Genomic DNA, 21,682 nt, shown 5'->3' with positions numbered 1-21,682 from the left:
GCCCGGCACCGGTCACCGCTCGCTACCCGCCCGGTCGGCGGTGAGGAAATCCGCCATTGCCGCCGCGACGGCCTCGGGCCGGTCCAGCATGGACAGCACATACGCGTCGGATATCTCGACCAGCCGGGCCCGGGGGATCAGTTCGGCGAGGCGGCGGCCGTGCTCGCGGGGCATGACCTTGCCGGCCGATGACCAGAGGATCAGGGCGTCGCCGGTGAACCCGCGCAGCGCCTCGGTGTTCGCGATCAGTTCGCGGGCGTGGAAACCGGACCGCGTATAGGCGAGCAGGTCCCGGCGGATGCGACGGTTCCGCAGGCCCGGCTCGGTCCAGCCGCGGACGAGTTCGTCCGGCAGTGGTTTCCGAGCCATCCAGCCGAAGAGGGGTGGCAGGCCGCGCAGCCGGCGGATCCGCAGCTGCCGCAGCGCGAGGACGACGCCACCGGGCAGACGGGTCGCGACCGTCGCCGTCTTGCCCGGTAGGCCGGGCGGGAAATTGTCGAACGCTTCGCAGGGCAGCACGATCAGCCGGCCGACCCGGTCGTCCAGGTGGTAGGCGGTGAGGAACAGGGCACCGCCCCAGTCGCTGTGTACCAGGACCGCATCGTCGAGGTCCAGTGCCGCCAGGAAATCGGCGACGAGCCGGTTCAGCCCGCGCAGGCTCAGGTCGGTCCCCGGTTCGAGCGGGATCGGGTGCGCGCCCAGCGGTAGATCGGGCCGGATGTACCGGAAACCGGATGGAAGCAGGTGGACCACCGGGTCCCACACCGTGTGGTTCATCAGCAGACCGTGCAGCAGCACCACCGGCGGCCCTTCGCCCTGCTCCACATAATGCATCCGACCTGCGGGAATCTGCACTGTCGGCATCCGCTGCCCCCTTTCGAGCGATCGCTCTAGAGTGATTGCTCTAGTCTGGAACGGTGACCGAGAAGATGTCAACCAGCACCCGCGAGCGGTTGATCACCGCGACCGTCGAATTGCTGCGCACCCGCGGCTACAGCGGAACCGGCGTCAAACAGATCACCGTATCGGCGGGGGTGCCGATGGGATCGCTCTATCACCACTTCCCCGGCGGTAAGCCCGAACTGGCCGCCGTCGCGCTACGGGCGGCCGGCACCGCCTACGGCGAACTGATCCCGCTGCTGCTCACCCCCTACCCGGATCTGCGCGAGGCCTTGCCGGCGGCCTTCGCCGCGGCGGCCGAGCAGATCGAGCAGACCGGGTGGATCAATATGTGCCCGGTGGGTACGGTCGCCGGAGAGATCGCCGATGCCGAGCCCGCGCTACGCGAAGTACTCGCGGAGATCATCGGCGACTGGATCACCGGCGGAACCGCGTATTTCGCCGAGCGCGGACTACCGACGGATACCGCGCGCGAGCTGATCCTGGGTATCGTCACCGCCCTCGAAGGGGCTTTCGTCCTGAGCCGCACCCTGCGGTCCACCGAACCGCTGCTGGCCGCGGGACGCGCCATGAGCGCGCGCCTCGCGGAGCTCCTCGCCGCCGCGGAACGCACCGGAGCCGTCGACGCCGCGTCGGGGTAGCAGCCGGGCGCGCTGTTCTCCCGGTGGGCCAGGCGACGATCATATCGGTGTTGTAAAAGCCGCCGCCGGCCACGGCCGGGGCGCCGAGACCGTACCCCTCGAGCAGGACGACCGTCACCAGCGGCACGGTCAGATGTCCACCGAGTACGAACAATGCCGTACGGCGGCCTGCCGTTCCGAATCGGGCCCGACACTGAAACCCGGTGTTTCGATGCCACCGGCAACCCGATTGGCGACCAGGATCTTCTTCGGCTGCGCGCTCATCGGTGTTCCTGCCTCCACTCCGGCCCGGCTCACACGCGGCCCGGACACGACGCTACGTCGCCGCCCGGCGGCGCCGGCGGTGCGGTACCCGCCCCGTCATCCCCGTTCGGACTGCCCGGACCCGACACCCTTCACCACGGCACGGTCCATGAATCCGAATAGGTAGCCCGCCACCCGCCGCATCTGGATCTCCTCGGCGCCCTCGGTGATGCGGTACCGGCGATGATGACGGTAGATGTGCTCGAACGGGGTATAGCGCGAATAGCCGAGTCCGCCGTGCACCTGCATGGCGCGGTCGGCGGCCTCACAGCACAGCCGGTTCGCCCAGTAGTTGCACATCGACACCTGCTCCGACACCGCGAACGTCCCGTAGGTGTCCATGGACCAGGCGGTCTTGTGCACCAGCGCGCGCAGCATCTCGCATTGGGTGTGCAATTCGACCAGCTGGAACTGGATGGCCTGGTTCGACGACAGCGGTTTGCCGAATGGTTTGCGTTCGTTCGCGTAGGCCACCGCGCGATCCACGCAGTACTGGGCGGCACCGAGGCTGGAGGCGGCCTGCCGGATACGGTTCTCGTTGAAGAAATGCTGAACCACGGCCAGCCCGCGGCCCTCCGGCCCGAAGATCGCCGAATCCGGGACGCGCACATCGGTGAGCGAGACACGGGCGTGGTCGGTGGGCATATTGAAGGTCCACAGGTACTCTTCGACCCGGAACCCCGCGGTATCGGTGGGCACCAGGAATGCCGTGATCCCCCGGCCGTCGCCCGCGGCGCCGGAGGTGCGGGCGAAGATGAGGTCGGCGTCGGCGAGGTGCACACCGGTGTTCCAGGTCTTGGTGCCGTTGATGACCCAGTCGTCGCCGTCGCGGACGGCAGTCGTCTCCATATGGGTGGCGTCGGAGCCGTGTTCGGGTTCGGTGATACCGAAGGCGAAGAACCGGGTGCCGGCGGCCAGGCCGTCCACCCACTGCTCCTGCTGCTCCGTCGTGCCGTATTCGAGCATCAGCAGCAGGCCGACATTGTTCGCGACGATCGCGTGCTCGTTCTGTAGATCGCAGTGCAGGCCGAGGCCGCGGCGGGCCAGATGCTCCCGGATGACCGCCATGCCGAGATTGGTGCCGTCCCGGCCGCCGAACTCCTTCGGGAAGGCGTACCGGTAATGGCCGGCGGCGTCGGCCCGGCGGCGGGATTCGGCCAGCAGCGCCTCCCAGTCCTCGGTGGGCAGGCCGCCGCGCTCCCAATCGGTGCGGGCGTCCTCGCGGCGATGGTCGAAGAACCGGATGTTGTCGTCGGCCTGTTCGAGCGGCCGGATCTCGCGTTCGATGAACTCGTCGAGTTCGGGGAGATAGGCCGACAGGTCGGCGGGCAACTCGAAATCCACGCTTTCTCCTATGCTTTCACGCGGGGGCGGATCTGCATGAGCAGATCCCATTCGATTTCCGATACGCGGCGCCCGCTGGCGGCCATGACGATGTCGCGGACGGTGCCATCGAGATGGGCGGCCGCCTGCTGGGCCAGCCCCACCCCCCAGTACAGCGTGCCCATGACCTTCCACCAGCGGTACCGGTCGAGATCGAAGGTCCCGCCCGCCTCCTCGTAGGCACCCACGAAGGTCTCGCGGTCGGCGAAACCGCCGAATTCCCGGACGTCCGCCCGGAAGCGCCACATCCGCAGCGCGGGCCAGGCGACGTCCCGCATGGGGTCGCCGAACCGTTGGGTGCCCTCCCAGTCCAGGACCGCGCGCAGTCCGTCGGCATCGATGATCAGATTGCCGTTGCGCATATCGGTGTGGACGAGCGCGGGCGCCGGCGGCGGTTCGGGCAGTCGCTTCTCCAGCCAGCGCAGGGCCAGCGAGAAGACGGGACGGTCGGCCAGTAGCGCATGGGCGGCGGCCTCGACCTCGGCCAGATGTTCGGCGGCCGGGTCGGCGCCGGCGGCCGGTACCGAATCCGGCGCGGCGGCGGGGTCGATCCCATGTAACCGGGCCATGGCCGCGCCCCACTGGCGAGCGGTCCGCTCGGCGTTTCCGGAGGCGGCGAGTGTTCGTAACACCTTGCGCGGCACGGTTTCGCCGTCGATATGTTCAGAGACGACGAACGGTTCGCCGACATAGGCCGTATCGGTGCAGACGGCAACCACCGGGGGTACCGGTACGCCGTGCACGCGGGCCAGTTCGCGGACTCCGGCCTCGCTGTCGACCGGCATGAGTTCGACGGTGGGCGGCACGATGGTCGCCACCAGCCGCCGCGGCGTCTGCCCGACGGTGGCGGTGAAGGCGATATTGCGGCGGCGCGCGCCGGCGGAGAGGAACTGGAAATCGGTGATCCGGACCGGACCGCCGAGCGCGCCGGTCAGATAGTCGGTCAGTCCACCGACCGGATCGGCGCTCATTCACCCTCCCAGCTGTCATAGCCGGGTTTGGCGATCGCGAGGTCGGCGCGGACCACCTCTGTGAGTGCCTGCCACAGCGCGTCGTCGTCGCCGACCGGGACCGCCGCGAGCAGTTCCCGTTCCCGGGCCGCCGCCGCGGGCCCGAGTTCGGCCTCGCGGCCGAGGATGCGGGCCAGGTTCGCCCCGACGCGTGCGCGATGCTGCAGGTCGGGCGGGAGCGCCGGCAGCAGCGTGTCCTCCAGCAGTTCGGCGAGTGATTCCAGCAGCTCGGCTGCCGTCGGGTGGTTCTGCACTACAGCTCCCCTCGGTCGGTTGCGGCTCGGCGGGACAGGGCCGGCGGCGCGGACGGCCGACGAGCGACCACGATCCGACCTCCTTGTCGTCGCTACGGGCGAGCGGTGAGACAAACAGTAGAGGGTGTTCTCATCGTCGCACCAGGAATCCGGCCCCGGCGCGTACGGCGCCGGGACCGAGGTGCGTTCGCGCGCGACCTGTCCACTGCATTGTCCGCCGGTCGGCGCGCGGCCGACGAGCCGCCGCATACGGGGGCAGCGGCACCGAACACCGGCGCCGAGGCAAGGACCTCCGGGCCTCCACGGCGGGTCCGGAACTCAGGCGGCCGCGGCCAGGACCGCCACGGGCTCCCCCTCTTCCACGACACGGCCGTCCCGCAGCAGTACGCAATGATCGGCCTCGCGTGCCGCGGCCGGATCGTGCGTGGCGTGCACCACCGTGACCCCGGTGTCGGCGACCGCGCGGATCGCCGTGCCGATCGCCGTGCGCGCGGCGGCGTCCAGTCCGGTACCGGGTTCGTCCAGCAGCAGGAGATCGGATTGCTGAGCCAGTGCGCGGGCGAGCAGTACGCGCTGGCGCTGCCCGCCGGACAGTGTGTCGAGAGGCCGCCCGACGAGGTCGGTGATATCCATCCGGGCCAGGCATTCCGCCACGATCGCCCGGTCCGCCCGGGTGATCCGACGCCACAGACCCCGATGCGCCCAGCGACCCATCGCGACCGTTTCACCGACCGTGATGGGCAGTGTCGCGGGGACCGCCTGCTGCTGGACGACCAGCGCCGGGCGGCACCCGCCGAGACCGGCCACCGTACCGGAGGTCGGCGTGACGATCCCGCCGAGCACCCCGAGCAGGGTGGATTTTCCGGAGCCGTTGGGACCCATGAGCGCGGTGACCCGGCCGCCCGGCACTGCCGCGGTGACCTCGCGCAATACCGGGTTTCCCTGGTAACCCGCGGACAACCCGGTGATCTCGATACCCGCAGTGCGCATTCTCTGACTCCCGCCAATAACTTGTAATGACAATCGTTATCAGTTTAATCTCTTTTCTCATGGATTGGCTGATCGCCCCGTTCGAAGTCACCTTCGTACAGCGAGCTCTGTGGGGCGGACTGCTGGTCTCCGGCCTGTGCGCGCTCGCCGGCACCTGGGTCGTGGTGCGCGGCATGGCATTTCTCGGTGAGGCCATGGCGCACGGCATGCTGCCCGGGGTCGCCGTCGCCGCCCTGCTCGGCGGCAACCTGCTGCTGGGTGCGGTAGTGAGCGCCTCCGCGATGGCGGCCGGGGTCTCGGTACTGAGCCGCAACCGGCGGTTGTCCACCGATACCGGCATCGGGCTGCTGTTCGTGGGGATGCTCGCGATCGGGGTGATCCTGATATCGCGTTCCCGATCCTTCGCGGTGGACCTGACCGGATTCCTCTTCGGCGATGTGCTCGCGACCCGTCCCCGCGATCTGCTGCTCCTACTGATCGCCCTGGGTGTGGCCCTGGTGCTCACGGCGCTCGGGCACCGGGCCTTCCTCGCACTCGCGTTCGATCCGCGCACCGCGCACACCCTCGGATTGCACCCGCGCCGGGCGCAGATCGCTCTGCTCGCCCTGCTGACCCTGGCGATCGCCGCGTCGTTCCATGTCGTGGGAACCCTGCTGGTCTTCGGACTACTGGTCGCGCCGCCCGCGGCCGCCACCTACTGCACCCACCGGATTCCGCGGATCATGCTGCTGGCCGCTGTTTTCGGTGCCTTCGCGACTGTCGGGGGCCTGGTCATCTCCTGGCACGCGGGTACCGCGGCGGGGGCGACCATCGCCGCGACGGCCGTGGCGATCTTCTTCGCCGCCGCGGCCGGGGCCCGCTTGCGGGCCGCGCTGCGCAGTAGGTCACGCGGTGGGCCGGGTACCGGCCGCGCCGCCGGCCTGTTCCGGGGCGCGCGGAAGCGGGCCGGCCGGGCGGTCGGGGTGACCTCCGCCGCGCTGCTGCTCGTTCCCGTCGCGGCCTGCGGTGGTGAAACCGGCGAGCCGCCGGCCGAACCGGTACCCCACGGCTATGTCGCGGGCGCGGAGGAGAGCGCGAGCGCGCAACCGCGACTGGTCCTCGCCGACCGGTCCGCGGGCGCGGTGCGCATCCTCGACCTCGTCACCGAGGAGGTCCTCACCCAGGAAGCGGTGCCGGGTCTGGCGCATATCGCCGATGACGGCCGCTACGTTTACCTGGCGACAGACGAGGAGACCACGGTCCTCGACAGCGGCAGCTGGGTCGTCGATCACGGCGACCATGTGCACTACTACCGTGCCGAACCGCGCCGGGTCGGCACGCGGCCGGGATCCGCCCGGTCCGCGCACAGCGATACCGCCGTCGCCGCGGCGGTGCTGGACAACCGGACGACCGCACTCGCGGACCGATCGGCACTCGACGAGGGCACGCTCACCCCCGGCCCGGTGCTCGACGGGCCCGCCCTCCCCTACGGTGGTCATCTCCTCATGGCGGACGCCGGCCGAATCCAGGTGCGCGACCGGGAGAACGCGCCGGTGCAGACGCTGGAGTCGCGGTGCGATCGGCCGGGCGGCCAGACGGTGACCCGCCGCGGTGCCGTGTTCTCCTGCGCCGACGGTGCACTGGTGGTCACCGAGCGCGACGACCGGTTCACCGCGGAGAAGATGCCGTACCCGGCCGGGACCACCGGCAGTGCCGAGCGGTTCTTCCACCGGCGCGGCAGCGATGTTCTGGTGGCTGTGCGGGATTCGCGGGTGCTGGTACTCGATATCGCCCATCGCACCTGGCGGCCGATCGGCCCCGGACCTGTCGTCGCGGCGACCACGGCGGGCGCGGGCACCGCTGTCCTGACCCTGGACGCCGGTGGGGTCCTGCGCTCCTACGACCCGGAGACCGGGGCCGAGACCGGACACCGGGCGCTCCCGTCGGGGGCCGTGGACCCCGCGACACCACCGGTGCTGCTGGTCGACGCGGACCGCGCCTACGTCAACGATCCGGCCGGCCGCCGGATCCACGAGATCGACTACGCCGACGGACTGCGGATCGCCCGCACCTTCGATCTCGACATCACCCCCGACCTGATGGTGGAGACCGGACGATGAACACCGCACTCCGACTCTGTGTCGCGCTGCTCGTCGCGCTACTGCCCGTCGCCGGATGCGGCGTCGCCAACTCCGGTGGCGGCGGAATCGTCGTCACCACCGATATTCTCGGCGATATCACCCGGACGGTGGTCGGGAACGCGGCGGCGGTCACGGTACTGATGCCGCCGAATTCCGACCCGCACTCCTTCGCCCTCTCGGCACAGGAGGCCGCCGTCCTCGACGAGGCGGACCTCATCGTCGAGAACGGCCTGGGCCTGGAAGAGGGGTTGGCTCGTCATGTGACGGCGGCCGCGGACGCGGGGGTCGCGACCCTGCCGGTGGGCGGCGAGATCGACCCGCTCCCCTATCGCGGCGGGGCCGCCGCGGGACAAGCAGATCCGCACTTCTGGACCGACCCGCAGCGGGTGCGTCGCGCGGTCGAGGTGATCCGCGACCGGGTGATCGACACCGTTCCCGGGATCGACACCGAGACCGTGCGCGCCAACGCCGACCGCTACCTCGCCGAACTCGACCGGTTGCAGCAGTGGATGGCGGATCGATTCGCCGGAATCCCGCCCGAGCGCCGCAAACTGGTCACCAATCACCACGTATTCGGTTATCTCGCCGCCCGATTCGACTTCGAGGTGGTGGGCGCCGTCATCCCCGGCGGGACCACCCTCGCCTCACCGAGCGCCTCCGATCTCGCGGACCTGGCCGCAGCCGTGCGCACCACCGGCGTACCGGCGATCTTCGTCGATTCCACCCGGCCGGACCGACTGGCCCGCGCCCTCGCCGAACAGGCGGGTGTGCAGGTACGCATTGTCGGTCTGCACTCGGAATCACTGACCGCGCCCGGTGCCGGCGCGTCCACCTACCTGGAAATGATGCGCGCCAACACGACCGCGATGGTCGAGGGTCTGGGTTCCGCGTAACCGGGAACGCTGCGATATCCCGCAGCCAGCAGAAAAGAATGAGGGAGCGTTATGCACATTCGGACCGGCCCGATTCGGGCCGCGGCCCTGACCGGCCTGCTCACCGCGGTCGTCGCTGCGAGCGGCTGTGGTATCGGCACCACCGAGGAGGAGACGGCGATCGCCGCTCCGCTGGCCGTCACCTACGACGGTGGTATCCATCTCCTGGACGGCAACACCCTGGTGCGCGGCGGCGAAGTCGAACTCGCGGGCTTCAACCGGGTCAATCCGGCGGGCGACGACCGGCACATCATCGTGTCGACCTCCGCGGGCTTCCGCGTACTCGACGCCGTGGGCGGACAGTTCACCGATATCGAGTTCCCGGGGCCGAAACCGGGACACGTCGTACGGCACGCCGGTCGCACGGTCCTGTTCTCCGACGGGACCGGCACCGTGACCTCGTTCGACCCGGCCGAACTGGCCGCGGGCGCACCGCAGACCACCGAATACCGAGCCGCGGAGGCGCATCACGGGGTGGCGGTGGAACTGGAGAGCGGCGAACTGGCCGTCACGCTCGGGACCGAGGAGGAGCGGGTCGGCCTGGCGATCCTGGACGCCGATCGTAAGGAGATCACCCGTAGCGAGCAGTGCCCGGGAGTGCACGGCGAGGCCACCGCGGCCGGCGATACGCTGGTCGTCGGCTGCCAGAACGGGGCCCTGGTCTACCGCAACGGCAAACTCACCAAGGTCACCAGCCCGGATTCCTACGGGCGGATCGGCAACCAGGCCGGTAGCGACAAGTCGCCGATCGTGCTCGGTGACTACAAGAAGGACGAGCACGCGGAACTGGAACGTCCCGAACAGATCTCGCTGATCGATACCGAGTCCGGCACCATCCGCCTGGTCGATATCGGCACCAGCTACACCTTCCGGTCGCTGGCCCGCGGGCCCCAGGGCGAGGCGCTCGTCCTCGGCACCGACGGCGGGCTGCGGGTGATCGACCCGGTGACGGCCAAGACCGTACGGACGATCGATGTCGTCGACCCGTGGCAGGAACCCATCGACTGGCAGCAGCCGCGCCCGGCGGTGTTCGTCCGCGACGGTATCGCCTATGTGAGCGATACGGCGACCAGGCAGATCCACCGGATCGATCTGGCCTCCGGCACGGTGACCGCCTCGGTGACCCTGGCGGAGATCCCCAACGAGATCAGCGGCGTCGTCGCCTCCTGATCGGGGCACGGAGGTCCGCCCGGCACGGCGTGAGGGGCCGGGCGGGCCTCCCCTGCCGCGGGTCGCCGCGAGCACCGGTCGGCTCGTGGTCGCCGCCTCGGTGGACTCCGGGTCGTTCGGCGGTATCGCACTTCATGTGGCGATCACCGAGCGTGACGGCGAGACCTACGATCCGCCGATCACCGGTCTCAGCACCGAGACAACCGTCGTTCTCGCCGAGGTGTACCGGCCGGGCACTCGGATACCGGGTGCCGAACTCACTGCGTCATGGTGCCCAGCACCGCGGCCGTGGCGTCGGCGACCGCGGCATCGGCGCCCGCCGCCATCGGGTAACCGGTGGTGGAACGGCTGAAGACGACCAGCACCAGCGAGGTGCCGGCGGGGCTCCACACCACACCGGCGTCATTGGCCGTGCCGTAGGCGCCGCTACCGGTTCTGTCCGCCGCTACCCAGCCGACCGGAAGGCCCGCGCGCAAGCGCTGGCGTGAGGTGACACTCGACCGCATCCAGCTGGTGAGCATGCGCCGATATTCGGTGCTCAGGCCGTCGCCGAGGACCAGCTTGCGGTAGCCGGCGGCGAGTGCGGACGCGGTACCGGTGTCGCGGGGATCGCCGGCGCGCGCCTCGTTGAGTTCCGGCTCCCACCGATCCAGCCGGGTCTGCGAGTCGTTGACCGTACGCGCGAATTCGGTGACGGCGCGCGGGCCACCGAGCCGGCGCAGCAGCAGATTCGCCGCCGTGTTGTCGCTGCGCACCAGCGCGGCCCGGCTCAGCTCGTAATAGCTCATGAGCTCGCCGACGTGATCACTGACGACCGGCGAGCTCATGACGATGTCCTGCCGGGTTATCGCCACCTTGTCGTTGAGATCCAGTTCCTTGCGCTCGGCGAGCCGCAGAATCGCGGCCACCGCGTACACCTTGAAGGTGGAGCACAGCGCGAACCGATCGTCGGCGTTCCACTCGAAGGTCCGCCCGCCCCGGGTATCGACCGCCGCGATCCCGAAGAGGACATTGTATTTCGCCTGCAGCGCCATCAACGTATTGCTCAGGTCCACGGTCTTCTGCTCGACCGTGGTGGGCGCGGCCGGTGTGCCGGTATCGGCGCCCCCGCAGGCGACGGCGGACAGCGCGACCGCGGTCAGGGCGAGGGCCAGTGATCGCCGACTCGACAGGATGCGGTGTGCGGATCGGTTCGGTTTCACCCCCGCAGCAGACACCGGCCGACCGACGGCCGCCAATATCCGACACTCCCGCATACCAGTCGCATTTGATATAGACGCAGGTAGGATCGGGTTTCAAGGCTCGAAACGGCCCGGGAATACGCAGTTCGGAAGCGGTTCTCCGGAGCGCTGGTTCAATATCGCTATGGACCTGATCCGACACCTCGGCTACTTCGTCGCGATCGCCGACGAAGGCCATTTCGGGCGGGCCGCCACCGTACTCGATATGACGCAGCCGCCGCTCTCCCAAGGCTTGCGGCGGCTGGAGAACCGGCTGGGCGTCGAGCTGGTGCACCGTACCCGGCAGGGGGCGGTACTCACGGCGGCCGGCCGGCAGCTGCTGCCCCGGGCCCGGCTGCTGGTCGACGACGCGGAAAGGCTGCTCGCCGAAGCACAGCGGATAGCCCGCACCCGCGGCACGGTGCACTGGGGCGCCGCCTCCGCGCTGCCCGACCGGATCGTCACCGCCTGCGTCACCGCGCTGCGGACCGGGAACACCTCCGGCGAAGCGGTTTCCACCGATACGGGTACGACGGTGGATCTGGTGGCTGCCGTCCGGTCCGGGCTGTGCGATCTGGCGGTGATCGAACACCCGGCGCTGGTGGACGGCGTGGAGGCCCGGTCCGTGGTGAAACTTCCGCGCTGGATCGTCGTACCGGCCGACCATCGCAGCGCGGCCACCGAGCGTCCCACCTTCCCCATGCTGGCCGATCTGACCCACGCCGCGTATCCGCGGGCCGCGAATCCCCCGGCCTCCGATACCGTCCGCGACCTCTTACGCGAACGCGGGCTGGACGCCCAGACGGTCACCGTCCACGACGACCGTGCGGTGCTCGCCGCGGTCGCCGCGGGGGCGAGTTTCGGGCTGACCACCACACCGCCCTCCGATATCCCAGGAGTCTGCTGGCTGCGGATGGCCCCGCAGGCGGTGGCGTTGCGCTGCCGGGTGATCCACCGGGCCGGCGCCGAGGACCAGGCGAACGCGGTCGACCGGGTGCTCTACCGGGAGCGCCTGCGATGACCACGGCCGAGCGGATCCGGGCGGTGTTCGCCGACGCCGGCTGCACCGGACGGCTGCACGCCCGCCGCTGCGACGGCAGCGACGCGGAGGTCTCCATCGGCGGGACCGAACGGGTGGTCACCGCCTCCGTGTACAAGCTCCCGCTGCTGCTCGCGTATTGCCGCGCCGTGGACGCCGGTCGCCTGGACCCGCTGGCGCGGCTCACACTCGTTCCGGGGGAATGCACCCCCGGCCCCACCGGGATCTCCGCCCTGCACGATCCGGTCACCATGAGCCGGCGCGATCTGGCGACCTCCATGATGACCGTCTCCGACAATGCGGCCGCGGATCTGCTGCTCGGCGAGATCGGGCTGGCCGCAGTACACGAGTTGGTGGAGTCGCTGGGACTGGACCTGACCCGGCTGGTCGGTGGTACCGCCGATATCCAGCGCAGCCTGGTACGCGATACCGACACCCACGGTACGGCCGAGGCGTTCGCCGCCCTGGCCGACAACGACGAGGCATGGACGGTCTCCGCCTACGATCCCGCGTACACGAGCGCGACAACCCCGGAGGAGATGACCCGGCTGCTCGCCGCGCTCTGGCGCGGGGAGGTGCTGTCCGGAGAGCAAACGGATTTCGCCCGCGCGGTCATGCGTCGCCAGGTCTGGCCGCACCGGATCGCGGCCGGATTCCCGCATCGCGGAGTATCGGTGGCCGGGAAGACGGGCACGATCGGCATCATCCGCAACGAAGTGGCCGTGGTGGAATTCCCGGGCGAACATCCGGTCGCGGTGGCCGTTTTCACCCGGGCCGCCCGCGCCGACCCCGCGCTCCCGGCCGTGGATGCGGCGATCGCCGAGGCCGCGCGGATCGCGGTAACCGAATTGCGCCGGGCACTACCCACCGAGTGAAACGCGCGGCGGATAACCCGCGTGTCATTCCCTGGTGATCAGTAGGTCCGCCCGATAGTCCCCACCGGGGACCGGCCCGCTCGCCGACGGCGACGGCCGGAGCGCGACCAGTGCGATCCGGTATCGGCCCACGGTCGCCCCGGTCGCGAATCGCTGATTCGTATGGAGTTCGTGACGGGATCGCTGTGCGCCGACAGTCACTTCGGTGACCACCGTCGCGTCGCCTTCCCATACACACGCGGTCCCGGCCGGGCACCGGCCGTCGGCGGACACCTCGTCGAACGACACCGTCATCCGGTCGTCGTCCAGCCGGGTCGTTTCGCCCGGCGCCAGCGTGAACTCGGTACCGAGTTGCGGGGAAACCGGAGGCGGCTCGGCCGCCGCATCGCATCCCGCCGCGGCCGCCAGCACTGCGACCACGACCGCCCATCGACCGATTCGTCCGGCGCGCATGGCAGACGATTATCGCATATCGCCGCGGTGGCGCGGCCCGGACGGTGGCGCGTCCGGGCCGCAACCGCGCGAACCTGCTCTCGAGCATCGACCCGCAGTCCACGGGCAGTGTCACGCCCGTGCGATTGCGGGCTTCGTCGGGGGACAGGTACAGACCGCCGCCCAGCGTATGACCGTTCAGCGGGAGGCGGTCGACGTTCACCGCGCACCTTTCCGGCCGCCGGGACGCTGCGCCGTAGCGACGGCCCGGTCCGGTCGAAGCGCTCCCACGGCGATCACGCCGGATTCGCGGGCACCCACGGTCGTGGATCGTCCTCCCCGGCCCCGCGGTAGCCGGCGCCGTTGTGGATGTGCAGGATCATATCGGCGCCGTCGATCGAGGCGCGGTCGAGCGGGAAGTAGCCGTGCTCCGGAGCGTGATCGTCGCGGGTGCGGGCGGTGGGTATCTCGGTGGGGGCGATCAGGCCCCGGTCCGGGATACGGGTCTGCAGGAAACCTTCGTAGGTATCGGGTGCGGGTTCGAGCAGGCCGAAGGTGTCGTCGCGGCCCAGGCTGCCGAGGATCAGGGCATAATCCGAGCCCACCAGGGAGTGCACGACGGCACCGGCGCTGTGCCAGTCGAGTTCCATGGGTCCCATGGTCATATGGCTCGGATTCCGTTGCAGATGCGCGTTCTGGGCGAATACCAGCGTCGGGCCCCGGCCGGTCTCGAAGCGGCGGATAGCGAGGAGGTTCTGCGCCATCAGCGCGTCGCGGGCGGCACACATACGGGTCCAGCGGGCAGTCTGTTCGACGCGCCGGGCCGCCAGCCTGTGGTACCGCAGCAGGCCGAGTCCGGCGGTGAGATGCGTTTCGGCCCGGAACCATTCGGCACGTGAGCTCTTCTCCATCAGCTCCGGCGCCCGCAGATAGAGTTCGGTGAGCATATCGTCGGCGTGCACACGGAGGGCATCGGCCGCCGCGGTCGCGCCGATCGACTCCGCCGGGTCCATGACCGCCTCCGTACGGTGCCATCGTTGGTCCGGGCCGAGCAGGCCGGCCAGATCGAGGTCGAGGTCCAGGTAGTCGCGGGCGTATTCGAGGTAGCGGCGCGGGCTGAACGCGCTCATCGTCTCCGCGGAGATATCGAAGCCGTGGAACGACAGTTGTTCGGCGGCGGATCGCCCCTCGTTGTATTCCCGCATCCAGATGACCAGCTGCCGGTTGGCGGCGAGACCGCCGAACCCGTGCGAGAAACCCTCCTGCATCACCATATCGAGGGAGCCCACGCCCTGCTGGACATAGTCGTTCACCGCGAGGGCGGCCACCCGGTCGGTTTCCAGGGCGATCGAGCGGTAGCCGCGGCCGGCCAGTTCGGCGAACAGCTCGTTGCGGGTCCAGGCGAAGGCGGGTTCGAGATGGGTCGGTTCACCGAATGCCAGCAGCTCAGGGGAGGTGGGAAGCAAGATGTCGAGATCGAAGTTCATTTCTTCGATCGTATCTTTGAAGGCTCGGTTGATACTTACTCCGGATCTACCGCTCGATCCGGCGATAAAGTTTCAAACCAATGATCACCCTACGACCGGCCGACCTCGCGCGCGAGCACGGACTCTCGACCCAGGCGGTCCGCAATTACGAACGCGACGGTTACCTCCCGGCCGCCGAACGCACGGCGAGCGGCTACCGGATCTACACCGAGGTCCACGCGGCCGCCCTGCGCACCTTCCTCGCCCTGGTCACGGCATACGGGCATGCGCTCGCCGGCCGGATCATGACCGAACTCCACACCGGCAACCTGGACAACGCCCTGAAACTCATCGACCGCGGCCACCATCGGTTGCTCCGGGACCGCGAAACCCTGGACACGGTCCGGCGGGCCATCGCGCACCTGACGACAGGCCACGACCCCGCCCCCGGACGTTCCCGCGAGCCCACCGACCGAACCGTGGGTGAACTGGCCCACCACCTCCGTATCACCCCGGCCACACTGCGCGCATGGGAAGCCGTGGGCATCCTCACCCCCGGGCGCGACCCGGGCACCGGCTACCGGATCTACCGCGCGCCCGACATCCGCGACGCGGAACTGACCCACCTGCTCCGGCGCGGAGGCTACGGGCTGGACCAAATCGCCATCGTGGTCGAACAGATCCGGACGGCCGGCGGCACCGACGCCTTGACGACCGCGCTCGCCGCCTGGCAGCGCCGGCTCACCGACCAGGGGCTGGCCATGCTGCGGGCAGCGGGTCGGCTCGGAGACTATTTGCACCACCTCGCGCGTGCAGAGCGGGAGCGGCCGGAGTGACCCCCGCGCGTTCCGGTGAAGCCTGTGGTGTGCGCGCAGGGTCCACACCTGGCTCGCCTGCGCCCGGCGCACCCTCGACACTCGGCGCAATCGGAAGCCGACGCCGCGGCGGCGGGGTCAGAAGCCGCGTACGCGGTCGGGCACCACGCGAAGGGGCACCGAGTAGTCGGCGCGGAACTGATCACCGGTCATGGACAGACCGGCCAGCCCCGACTCGTACTTACCGAGATAGGCCGCGATCTCATGCGCAGCGACGGGGGGCTCGATCTGGGCCGCGCCGCCGAAGACCACCACTTCTCCTCCGCTCTCGGTGCTGTTGAAGTGCAGCGCCACCCGCGGGTTACGGGCAATATTGCGAAGCTTGGGACGGCTGGGCTGGCTGAAGATGAGGAAGCTGCGCCCGTCCCAGCGGAACCACACCGGGCTGGGCTGCGGGGTGCCGGTCGGTCCCACGGTGGTGAGCCAGACAATCTGCTCACGGTCCAGCCGCTCGGCCACACGGGCACCGAAATCCGTTGCAGGATCGATCAATGCGTGCGCGCGCGGTGTCGTCATGAGCGGCCTCCGGAGGCTGGGCGGGCGGGATGCGCCCGGAACAACATCCGGGCCCACGCGAGGATTCCCGCCCGAGAACGCGGTTGCCCTGCGTTCCGGTAAGTATCCGGTAACTATTTTTATAGGTCACTTTTCCATTAAAACTGGACTCGTCCGGCTTGGCTCGTGCAAAACTTCAGCAACTCGTCCTTCCCACCGAAAGAAGCCTCGATGAAAACCCTGTCCATCCTGGGCACTGCCGCCCTTGCTGCCGGCTCGTTCGGCCTGATGGCAGCCGCTCCGGCCGACGCAGTGCCGGCCGGATGCCACGCCTCCTACGACCCCTGCGTGCCCATCACCAGTGATGTCGACTGCGAGGGTGGCAGTGGTAACGGGCCCGTGTACACCGGGCGAGTGCGGGTGATCGGACCCGACGAGTACGACCTGGACCGCGACGGCAACGGAATCGGCTGCGAGAGCAGCTGAACTTCGGAGACCGGGAAACCGATGACAGGCGGACCACATAGCGGATTCCGGCAGCAGTATGACTCGCAGTGGTGAGTGGCGATGTTTTCGTGGTGTCCGGCGGCACCGATGATGAGATGCTACGGGCGGTTTCGACGACGTCGGCCGCCTCGCTCATCGCCCACTCGCCGTTGATCGGATCCGGGTTCGCTCCGCCGGACCCAGTGGGCGAGCTCGGCCGGCGTACAACTCGCCGCGCGTCCAGGATCTTCCCCGAGCGATAGCTGTCGCCGCGCGAAATCGTGATCGAGTCTCGCCGTGAAACACCAGCGCCGGTGGATATGCCGTTCGACGATAGATGCACCCGCAACCGAGTGCAGTCGGATCACCGAGGATGGCCCGGTGCCTGTAGCAACCGAGCATCACAAGATCAAGTAGTCCGCATTTCTTCGCCGAGAGCATCGACGAAGCTATCGATATCTTCGATGGTGGTATCGAAGGCACACATCCATCTGACCTCCCCGGTGCGCTCGTTCCACAAGTAGAAGGGGAAGCGCTTCTGCAGCCGTTCGGTGGCCTCACGTGGCAGGACAGCGAAAACCGAATTGGCCTGTACCGGACGCATGAGGCGGACACCATCGATGCCCTGTACGGCAGACTCCAGCCGCACGGCCATCGCGTTCGCATGTTTGGCATTGCGCAGCCACAGGTCACCGCCGAGCAACGCTTCGAACTGGACAGATATGAACCGCATCTTCGATGCCAACTGCATCGACATCATGCGGAGATAAGCGACGTCGCGAAATTTTCCGGAGTCGAGCACGACAACAGCTTCACCGAACAGTAAGCCGTTCTTGGTTCCTCCGAAGGACACAATATCCACACCGGCATCAGTGGTGAACCGACGCATCGGTTCGTCGAGGAACGCGGCCGCATTGGCCAGTCGCGCCCCATCCACGTGGACCAGCATTCCGAGTTCATGAGCGTGATCGCAGATCGCACGAATCTCTGCCGGGGAGTAGCAGGTGCCCAATTCGGTGCACTGGCTGAGAGACACGGCCATCGGCTGGGCTCGGTGTTCGTTGCCCCATCCCCACGCCTGTCGGTCGATCAGCTCCGGAGTCAGTTTGCCATCCGGTGTGGCCACCGGATAAGACTTGATTCCGGCCATCTTCTCGGGTGCACCACACTCGTCGGTGTTGATGTGCGCGGACTCGGCAACGATTACCGCGCCCCAGCGTGGCAGCAACGCTTGCAGCGCGATGACATTTGCGCCGGTGCCGCTGAAGACGGGATAGGCGACGGCCTGCTCGCCGAAGTGGTGCCGGAAAATCTGCTGCAGGTGCGCGGTGTAATCGTCGGAACCATAGGCGGGTTGATGCCCCCCGTTGACCAGCGCGATAGCCGCGAGCACCTCCGGATGTACCCCGGCATTGTTGTCGCTGGCAAAGCCGCGCATCCCCGTGTCATGCCTGCGCGCCGCATCGGTCATCGCGACACCGAGCCGAACAGTTGTTCGTCGAGACCCAGCGGACGCGCCGCCTCCGGACAGGACTCGGAGTAGTAGTTCATCGTCACAACGGCACGGAACCCATCGGGATGATGCATCGGCCGCACATAATGTGCGTGTTCGCGAGCGTCGAAGACGAGCAGCTGACCGTGGCGGGGGTACAGCACCGTGCAGTCCGCATCCACTTCGGCGATGTCTCGGGCGGTCCTGCGCCGAGCGACCACCAGTTCACCGCCGGTCCGTTCATTGCAGTCGGTCAGATACAGCAAGCCCTGAGCAGGGTTGCTGTCGACATGACATGGGTAGCGAATACCTCCGCCCCGCAGGATATTGAGGCTGAGAGCACGATTGTGAGTGCTGGTGGGGTACAACGGTTCGCCGGCATAGCGTTCGGCCAACGTCCGGAACCAGCCGAGATACAGATCGTAGAGCCACGGCACTCGCTCGTACAGCATTTCGCCGTTGACCGACTCGAGCGCGATCTCGATTTCGGCCGGTTCTCTGGCCGAACTCATCGTCGGCCGGAAACTGTGCTGCGTGGCTCGCTGCGCGGCCAAGCTCAGCAGCTCGTTGTCCCAGTTCCGGGGCAGCACCGAACTCATATCGAAGGTGAGCCAATGGAACGGCGTCCGGGGCGGCACCGAGTTCGTCCGGGCGGCAGCATCTACCGCAGCGGAGGTCGAATTATCTGTCACAGCAATCGTCTTCCGTCACTCCACATCGGGCCGGGATCGATACGCGAGTCTGGCCTCGCCACCGAAGGACCGGTACATCGCGGTGCTCTCCCGCCACAGCCCGGGGAACAACGGACGCACCGCGAGGCGTTCGAGGTCATCCAGGGGCCTGCCCCGCATGCTCTTCGGTCGGTCGTCGGTACCGGCCGCAGGACAGCCGGAGGCTCCCGGGTGACCGCCGAGCAACTGCCAGACCAGGTTTAGGTGAAGCTGCTTCCACTCGACCATCGCCGAGTCGAACCGATGAATCTCCATCGCTATCTCGGAGAACAACGATGTGTCGAGTGCTCCGGAATAGCCGGATCCGGTCGCCGGCATCAGTTCGGCGACTGTGAGACCATGGTCGGCCAGAGTTTTCTCGAACGTATCCCAGATCACCTGTGCGGCTTTGCGCACCGCCCGGGCGCCGGGAGAGTCCAGACCCGATGAGCCCTCTGGAAAGCCGGCACGCATCTCCAGGAAGCTGGTTTGCGGCAGGGTGTCGACCAAGAGCCGGATACTGCTGGTCGGCCATGCTGCCAGCCGCTTCGCACGCTGGATCAAACGTAGCGCCGCTATCGGTTCATCTCGATCGAGTGCCGCCACGATACTACACATTGTGTGGTGTATTGCCACCCAAGCATATTCGGTTACCAGATGGGCGATCTGAAATAACCGATGATCGGAATGAACCAGATCGTCGGCCGGAACCAGTGCCGACAACGCGTCCGAAAGCCTCAACTCGGCCTCGTATCCGGTTCCGCGATCATATACATAGTGGAGCTTCGTATTCGGCTCCGACGGATTCAGGATTTTCACTATGAACTCGGCTCTTGTATTGTCTCCGCGCCACCGGCGGCGCGGTCCCACGGATGCTCTGACCCCCGATCGAGAGACGGCACCGGTCGAAGTCGCCAGATTGCCCGGTGTTCGAGCGACAACTGGTCCCCTTCTCCCTGCCCACCTACTGATCGGGTCGGGATCGAAATCGAAGCGAGTCGGAACCGCCGACTATTTCAGATCGCCGGTGACGCACAAAGTTCCGACGAGCCGATCACGGACCGGGACTGTATGAGCTCGACATGGGGAGGGAATGCGCGACGCTGCAGAATTTTCCTCGGAGCGCGCGAGTATCGCGGGCACCTCTAGAGGAATGCCGGATAGTGGCGAGGTCCTGCACAGAATTTCGGTGATTGATAGGAACTCTCAATGGCTGTCCCGGATGGATCGAAGATCGTCTGTATCCGCGCGCCACAAGCGACCGGGAGTAACGATCGTAGAATCAATTCGTATGGCCCTGCGCCAGCGGGTTGCTGGGATGAGCCTACGGTACTGTGACCGATTTGGCGAGGCGTGCGACAAACTCCGAAGAGCTCCTGCACCGCCGAGTGATCCCATGCGGCGACACCGCCTTTTCGTCCTCGGATCTCCCGACCGCCGCGGCCGGAGCCATCCGGACTGTCGGTTCCCCGACTGTATTTCGACCCGAGGGCCGGCGATCGGCCCTGAGAACGCCGGCCGGCCGGTGGCGGTCAACCCCGCCGGGATCAGCAGCGGGACGACGTACGAGAAACGATGAAGCGTCGCCTCTCAACGGACGTGCAGTTCATCCTGCCGATCACCGCCGTGGCCGACTACACCACACTCACACAGGAATACCTGCGACGATACGGGCGCTCGAGGCGCCGTCGACGCACCTCCGGACGGCCTGCCGCGCGGCGCGGGCGTCTTCCTGCTCGTGCATTCGGCGGGCTGCGAACTCGCGGTTCGGATGGCGGCCGCCGACCGCGGCACCGACCTGCTCGGACTGGACCTCGCGGGCACCGGGCACCGGCACCACCAGGACCTACTCTGGGGCACCGACCGGATCGCGCACCGGCGGCCGCGCGGGGTGGTGCGGCTGGCCCGGGAGCCGTCCCGGCTGTATCCCGAGGATGTACTGGGCGGCAGTGCAGTGTCCGCGCAGGGCTCACACCTGGAGTTGCCGGCTGCACGACCGAGCCGCGCGGGAATTCCTCGGCCTGGCCCCCGATATCAGGGTTCCGGTGCGGTACAGCCTGGGCGAATACGAGCGGGTGTGGCGCAACGATCCCGCGGAGATGGTCGCGGTGGGTAATCTGTTCATCCGTTCGCCGCGGGTCGTGCTGAGCCGGATGCCCGACACCGGCCACAACGTCGGCCTCGGCCGGACCGCGCTTGCCCACCACCTCACGGTGCTGGCCTTCGCCGAGGAGTGCATCATCGCCCGCGGGACCGGAGAGTTCTCCGTCCCCGCCCTGCAATTCGACGGCGGCGCGGCCGCGCGGCCGGAAAGGTAGCCGAATGGACGTCACCGATATCGCACTGCTGCTGCTCCGTCTGGTCGTGGGCGGCACCATGATCGCCCACGGGGTAAACCACTGGATCGGCGGTGGCAAGATCGCCGGCACCGCCGGCTGGTTCAGCGGCCTCGGGTTACGCCACGGCGTATTGCAGGCCTGGTTCAGTGTGATCACCGAGATCGGCGCCGGGGCACTGCTGGTCGCCGGGCTGCTCACCCCGCTGGCCGCCGCGGCGGTGATCTCGGTGATGCTGGTCGCCGCGCTGCTGGCGCACCGGAAGAACGGCTTCTTCGTGTTCAAGGACGGCTACGAATACGTCCTGGTTCTCGCGGTCGTCTCGCTGGCGCTCGGGATCCTCGGCCCCGGACGGCTGTCGGTGGACCACGCCGCCGGGATCGAGCTCACCGGCTGGAGTGGCGGCGCCGTCGCGCTGGGCGTCGGTGTCGTCGCCACCGCCGTTCTGCTGGCGGTGTTCTGGCGACCGGCCACCCCGAAACCGGATTCGGCGGACGCCGATTCCTGAGCTGCGCGAGAGCGGAACGTCGGCGCGTCGGATTCATCGGACCGG

23 protein-coding genes are annotated in these 21,682 nt (G+C 68.3%); 10 read left to right on the top strand and 13 right to left on the bottom strand.

From position 1 onward, the window contains the following. Window positions 1-12: 12 nt before the first annotated feature. The gene (locus NGR01S_RS10345; RefSeq protein WP_063035969.1) at window positions 13-864 is read right to left on the bottom strand and encodes an alpha/beta fold hydrolase; all 852 of its coding nucleotides are present in this window, start codon (window positions 862-864) and stop codon (window positions 13-15) included. A gap of 53 nt (window positions 865-917) precedes the next feature. Between NGR01S_RS10345 and NGR01S_RS10340 the strand changes: the two genes are divergently transcribed. After that, the gene (locus NGR01S_RS10340; protein ID WP_245664513.1) at window positions 918-1,541 is read left to right on the top strand and encodes a TetR/AcrR family transcriptional regulator; all 624 of its coding nucleotides are present in this window, start codon (window positions 918-920) and stop codon (window positions 1,539-1,541) included. A 129-nt stretch (window positions 1,542-1,670) separates the two neighbouring features. On the opposite strand, the gene NGR01S_RS33160 is transcribed toward NGR01S_RS10340, so the two are convergent. The 5 genes from NGR01S_RS33160 to aztA all read right to left on the bottom strand — a co-directional run bounded on the left by NGR01S_RS33160 (window position 1,671) and on the right by aztA (window position 5,481). Next, the gene (locus tag NGR01S_RS33160) at window positions 1,671-1,805 is read right to left on the bottom strand and encodes a hypothetical protein (protein ID WP_373861406.1); all 135 of its coding nucleotides are present in this window, start codon (window positions 1,803-1,805) and stop codon (window positions 1,671-1,673) included. Between the two features lie 96 nt (window positions 1,806-1,901). Then, a complete protein-coding gene (locus NGR01S_RS10335; RefSeq protein WP_063035968.1) occupies window positions 1,902-3,188 on the bottom strand; it encodes an acyl-CoA dehydrogenase family protein in 1,287 nt (428 codons plus the stop codon). A gap of 8 nt (window positions 3,189-3,196) precedes the next feature. Beyond that, window positions 3,197-4,198 carry a phosphotransferase family protein gene (locus NGR01S_RS10330; protein WP_063035967.1) on the bottom strand — a complete coding sequence of 334 codons (1,002 nt, stop codon included), beginning with the start codon at window positions 4,196-4,198 and terminating at the stop codon, window positions 3,197-3,199. Next, window positions 4,195-4,491: a DUF6285 domain-containing protein gene (locus NGR01S_RS10325; RefSeq protein ID WP_063035966.1), complete on the bottom strand. Its 297-nt coding sequence runs from the start codon at window positions 4,489-4,491 to the stop codon at window positions 4,195-4,197. Before NGR01S_RS10325 ends, NGR01S_RS10330 begins: the two co-directional genes overlap by 4 nt. Window positions 4,492-4,809: 318 nt before the next feature. Beyond that, window positions 4,810-5,481, bottom strand: coding sequence for a zinc ABC transporter ATP-binding protein AztA (gene aztA, locus NGR01S_RS10320; RefSeq protein ID WP_063035965.1), 672 nt, complete (start codon window positions 5,479-5,481; stop codon window positions 4,810-4,812). A 59-nt stretch (window positions 5,482-5,540) separates the two neighbouring features. Between aztA and aztB the strand changes: the two genes are divergently transcribed. Genes aztB through aztD form a run of 3 tightly spaced genes read left to right on the top strand, consistent with a single transcriptional unit; the run spans window position 5,541 to window position 9,703 of the window. Next, entirely contained in the window at window positions 5,541-7,580 is a 2,040-nt protein-coding gene (gene aztB, locus NGR01S_RS10315; RefSeq protein WP_063035964.1) for a zinc ABC transporter permease AztB, read from the top strand. Beyond that, complete coding sequence (gene aztC, locus NGR01S_RS10310; protein ID WP_063035963.1) at window positions 7,577-8,494, top strand: zinc ABC transporter substrate-binding protein AztC; 918 nt, start codon at window positions 7,577-7,579, stop codon at window positions 8,492-8,494. The genes aztB and aztC overlap by 4 nt, the downstream gene beginning before the upstream one ends. 51 nt (window positions 8,495-8,545) lie before the next feature. Next, window positions 8,546-9,703, top strand: coding sequence for a zinc metallochaperone AztD (aztD, locus tag NGR01S_RS10305; protein WP_063035962.1), 1,158 nt, complete (start codon window positions 8,546-8,548; stop codon window positions 9,701-9,703). 257 nt (window positions 9,704-9,960) lie between these two features. Here aztD and bla read toward each other — a convergent pair whose 3' ends face one another. Beyond that, window positions 9,961-10,905, bottom strand: a complete 945-nt coding sequence (gene bla, locus NGR01S_RS10300) for a class A beta-lactamase (protein ID WP_063035961.1) — start codon at window positions 10,903-10,905, stop codon at window positions 9,961-9,963. 163 nt (window positions 10,906-11,068) lie between these two features. Here bla and NGR01S_RS10295 point away from each other — a divergent pair, with 163 nt between their 5' ends. Together NGR01S_RS10295 and NGR01S_RS10290 are read left to right on the top strand one after the other, a co-directional pair. Continuing rightward, window positions 11,069-11,944: a LysR family transcriptional regulator gene (locus NGR01S_RS10295; protein ID WP_063035960.1), complete on the top strand. Its 876-nt coding sequence runs from the start codon at window positions 11,069-11,071 to the stop codon at window positions 11,942-11,944. After that, entirely contained in the window at window positions 11,941-12,837 is an 897-nt protein-coding gene (locus NGR01S_RS10290) for a serine hydrolase (protein ID WP_063035959.1), read from the top strand. The genes NGR01S_RS10295 and NGR01S_RS10290 overlap by 4 nt, the downstream gene beginning before the upstream one ends. A gap of 24 nt (window positions 12,838-12,861) precedes the next feature. On the opposite strand, the gene NGR01S_RS10285 is transcribed toward NGR01S_RS10290, so the two are convergent. Both NGR01S_RS10285 and NGR01S_RS10280 read right to left on the bottom strand, forming a co-directional pair. Beyond that, the gene (locus NGR01S_RS10285; RefSeq protein WP_157107195.1) at window positions 12,862-13,290 is read right to left on the bottom strand and encodes a hypothetical protein; all 429 of its coding nucleotides are present in this window, start codon (window positions 13,288-13,290) and stop codon (window positions 12,862-12,864) included. Window positions 13,291-13,565: 275 nt separating this feature from the next. Continuing rightward, window positions 13,566-14,756, bottom strand: coding sequence for an erythromycin esterase family protein (locus NGR01S_RS10280; protein WP_063035957.1), 1,191 nt, complete (start codon window positions 14,754-14,756; stop codon window positions 13,566-13,568). Window positions 14,757-14,836: 80 nt separating this feature from the next. Here NGR01S_RS10280 and NGR01S_RS10275 point away from each other — a divergent pair, with 80 nt between their 5' ends. Then, window positions 14,837-15,571 (top strand): TioE family transcriptional regulator, encoded by a 735-nt coding sequence (locus NGR01S_RS10275; protein ID WP_063035956.1) that lies wholly within the window; start codon window positions 14,837-14,839, stop codon window positions 15,569-15,571. A 117-nt stretch (window positions 15,572-15,688) separates the two neighbouring features. Here NGR01S_RS10275 and NGR01S_RS10270 read toward each other — a convergent pair whose 3' ends face one another. Then, the gene (locus NGR01S_RS10270; protein WP_063035955.1) at window positions 15,689-16,126 is read right to left on the bottom strand and encodes a TIGR03667 family PPOX class F420-dependent oxidoreductase; all 438 of its coding nucleotides are present in this window, start codon (window positions 16,124-16,126) and stop codon (window positions 15,689-15,691) included. A 210-nt stretch (window positions 16,127-16,336) separates the two neighbouring features. On the opposite strand from NGR01S_RS10270, the gene NGR01S_RS10265 reads away from it, so the two are divergent. Continuing rightward, entirely contained in the window at window positions 16,337-16,591 is a 255-nt protein-coding gene (locus NGR01S_RS10265; RefSeq protein WP_063035954.1) for a hypothetical protein, read from the top strand. A 409-nt stretch (window positions 16,592-17,000) separates the two neighbouring features. Here the strand turns inward: NGR01S_RS10265 and NGR01S_RS10260 are convergent, their stop codons facing one another. From NGR01S_RS10260 to NGR01S_RS10250, 3 genes are read right to left on the bottom strand one after another with little or no spacing between them, the layout of a single operon-like run. Further along, on the bottom strand, window positions 17,001-18,062 hold the full coding sequence (locus NGR01S_RS10260; RefSeq protein ID WP_063035953.1) for a threonine aldolase family protein: 1,062 nt from the start codon (window positions 18,060-18,062) through the stop codon (window positions 17,001-17,003). Then, window positions 18,059-18,775: a 2OG-Fe(II) oxygenase gene (locus NGR01S_RS10255; protein ID WP_157107194.1), complete on the bottom strand. Its 717-nt coding sequence runs from the start codon at window positions 18,773-18,775 to the stop codon at window positions 18,059-18,061. Before NGR01S_RS10255 ends, NGR01S_RS10260 begins: the two co-directional genes overlap by 4 nt. Window positions 18,776-18,790: 15 nt before the next feature. Then, window positions 18,791-19,612: a hypothetical protein gene (locus tag NGR01S_RS10250; RefSeq protein ID WP_063035951.1), complete on the bottom strand. Its 822-nt coding sequence runs from the start codon at window positions 19,610-19,612 to the stop codon at window positions 18,791-18,793. Between the two features lie 1,226 nt (window positions 19,613-20,838). Between NGR01S_RS10250 and NGR01S_RS10240 the strand changes: the two genes are divergently transcribed. Both NGR01S_RS10240 and NGR01S_RS10235 read left to right on the top strand, forming a co-directional pair. Next, entirely contained in the window at window positions 20,839-21,111 is a 273-nt protein-coding gene (locus NGR01S_RS10240) for a hypothetical protein (protein ID WP_157107193.1), read from the top strand. A 4-nt stretch (window positions 21,112-21,115) separates the two neighbouring features. Next, window positions 21,116-21,637, top strand: a complete 522-nt coding sequence (locus tag NGR01S_RS10235) for a DoxX family protein (protein WP_063035948.1) — start codon at window positions 21,116-21,118, stop codon at window positions 21,635-21,637. The last annotated feature ends 45 nt before the right edge of the window (window positions 21,638-21,682 follow it).

The sequence above is a fragment of the Nocardia grenadensis NBRC 108939 genome (genome assembly GCF_001613445.1).
Lineage (GTDB): Bacteria > Actinomycetota > Actinomycetes > Mycobacteriales > Mycobacteriaceae > Nocardia > Nocardia grenadensis.
This window is presented reverse-complemented; position numbering and strand designations above follow the sequence as displayed.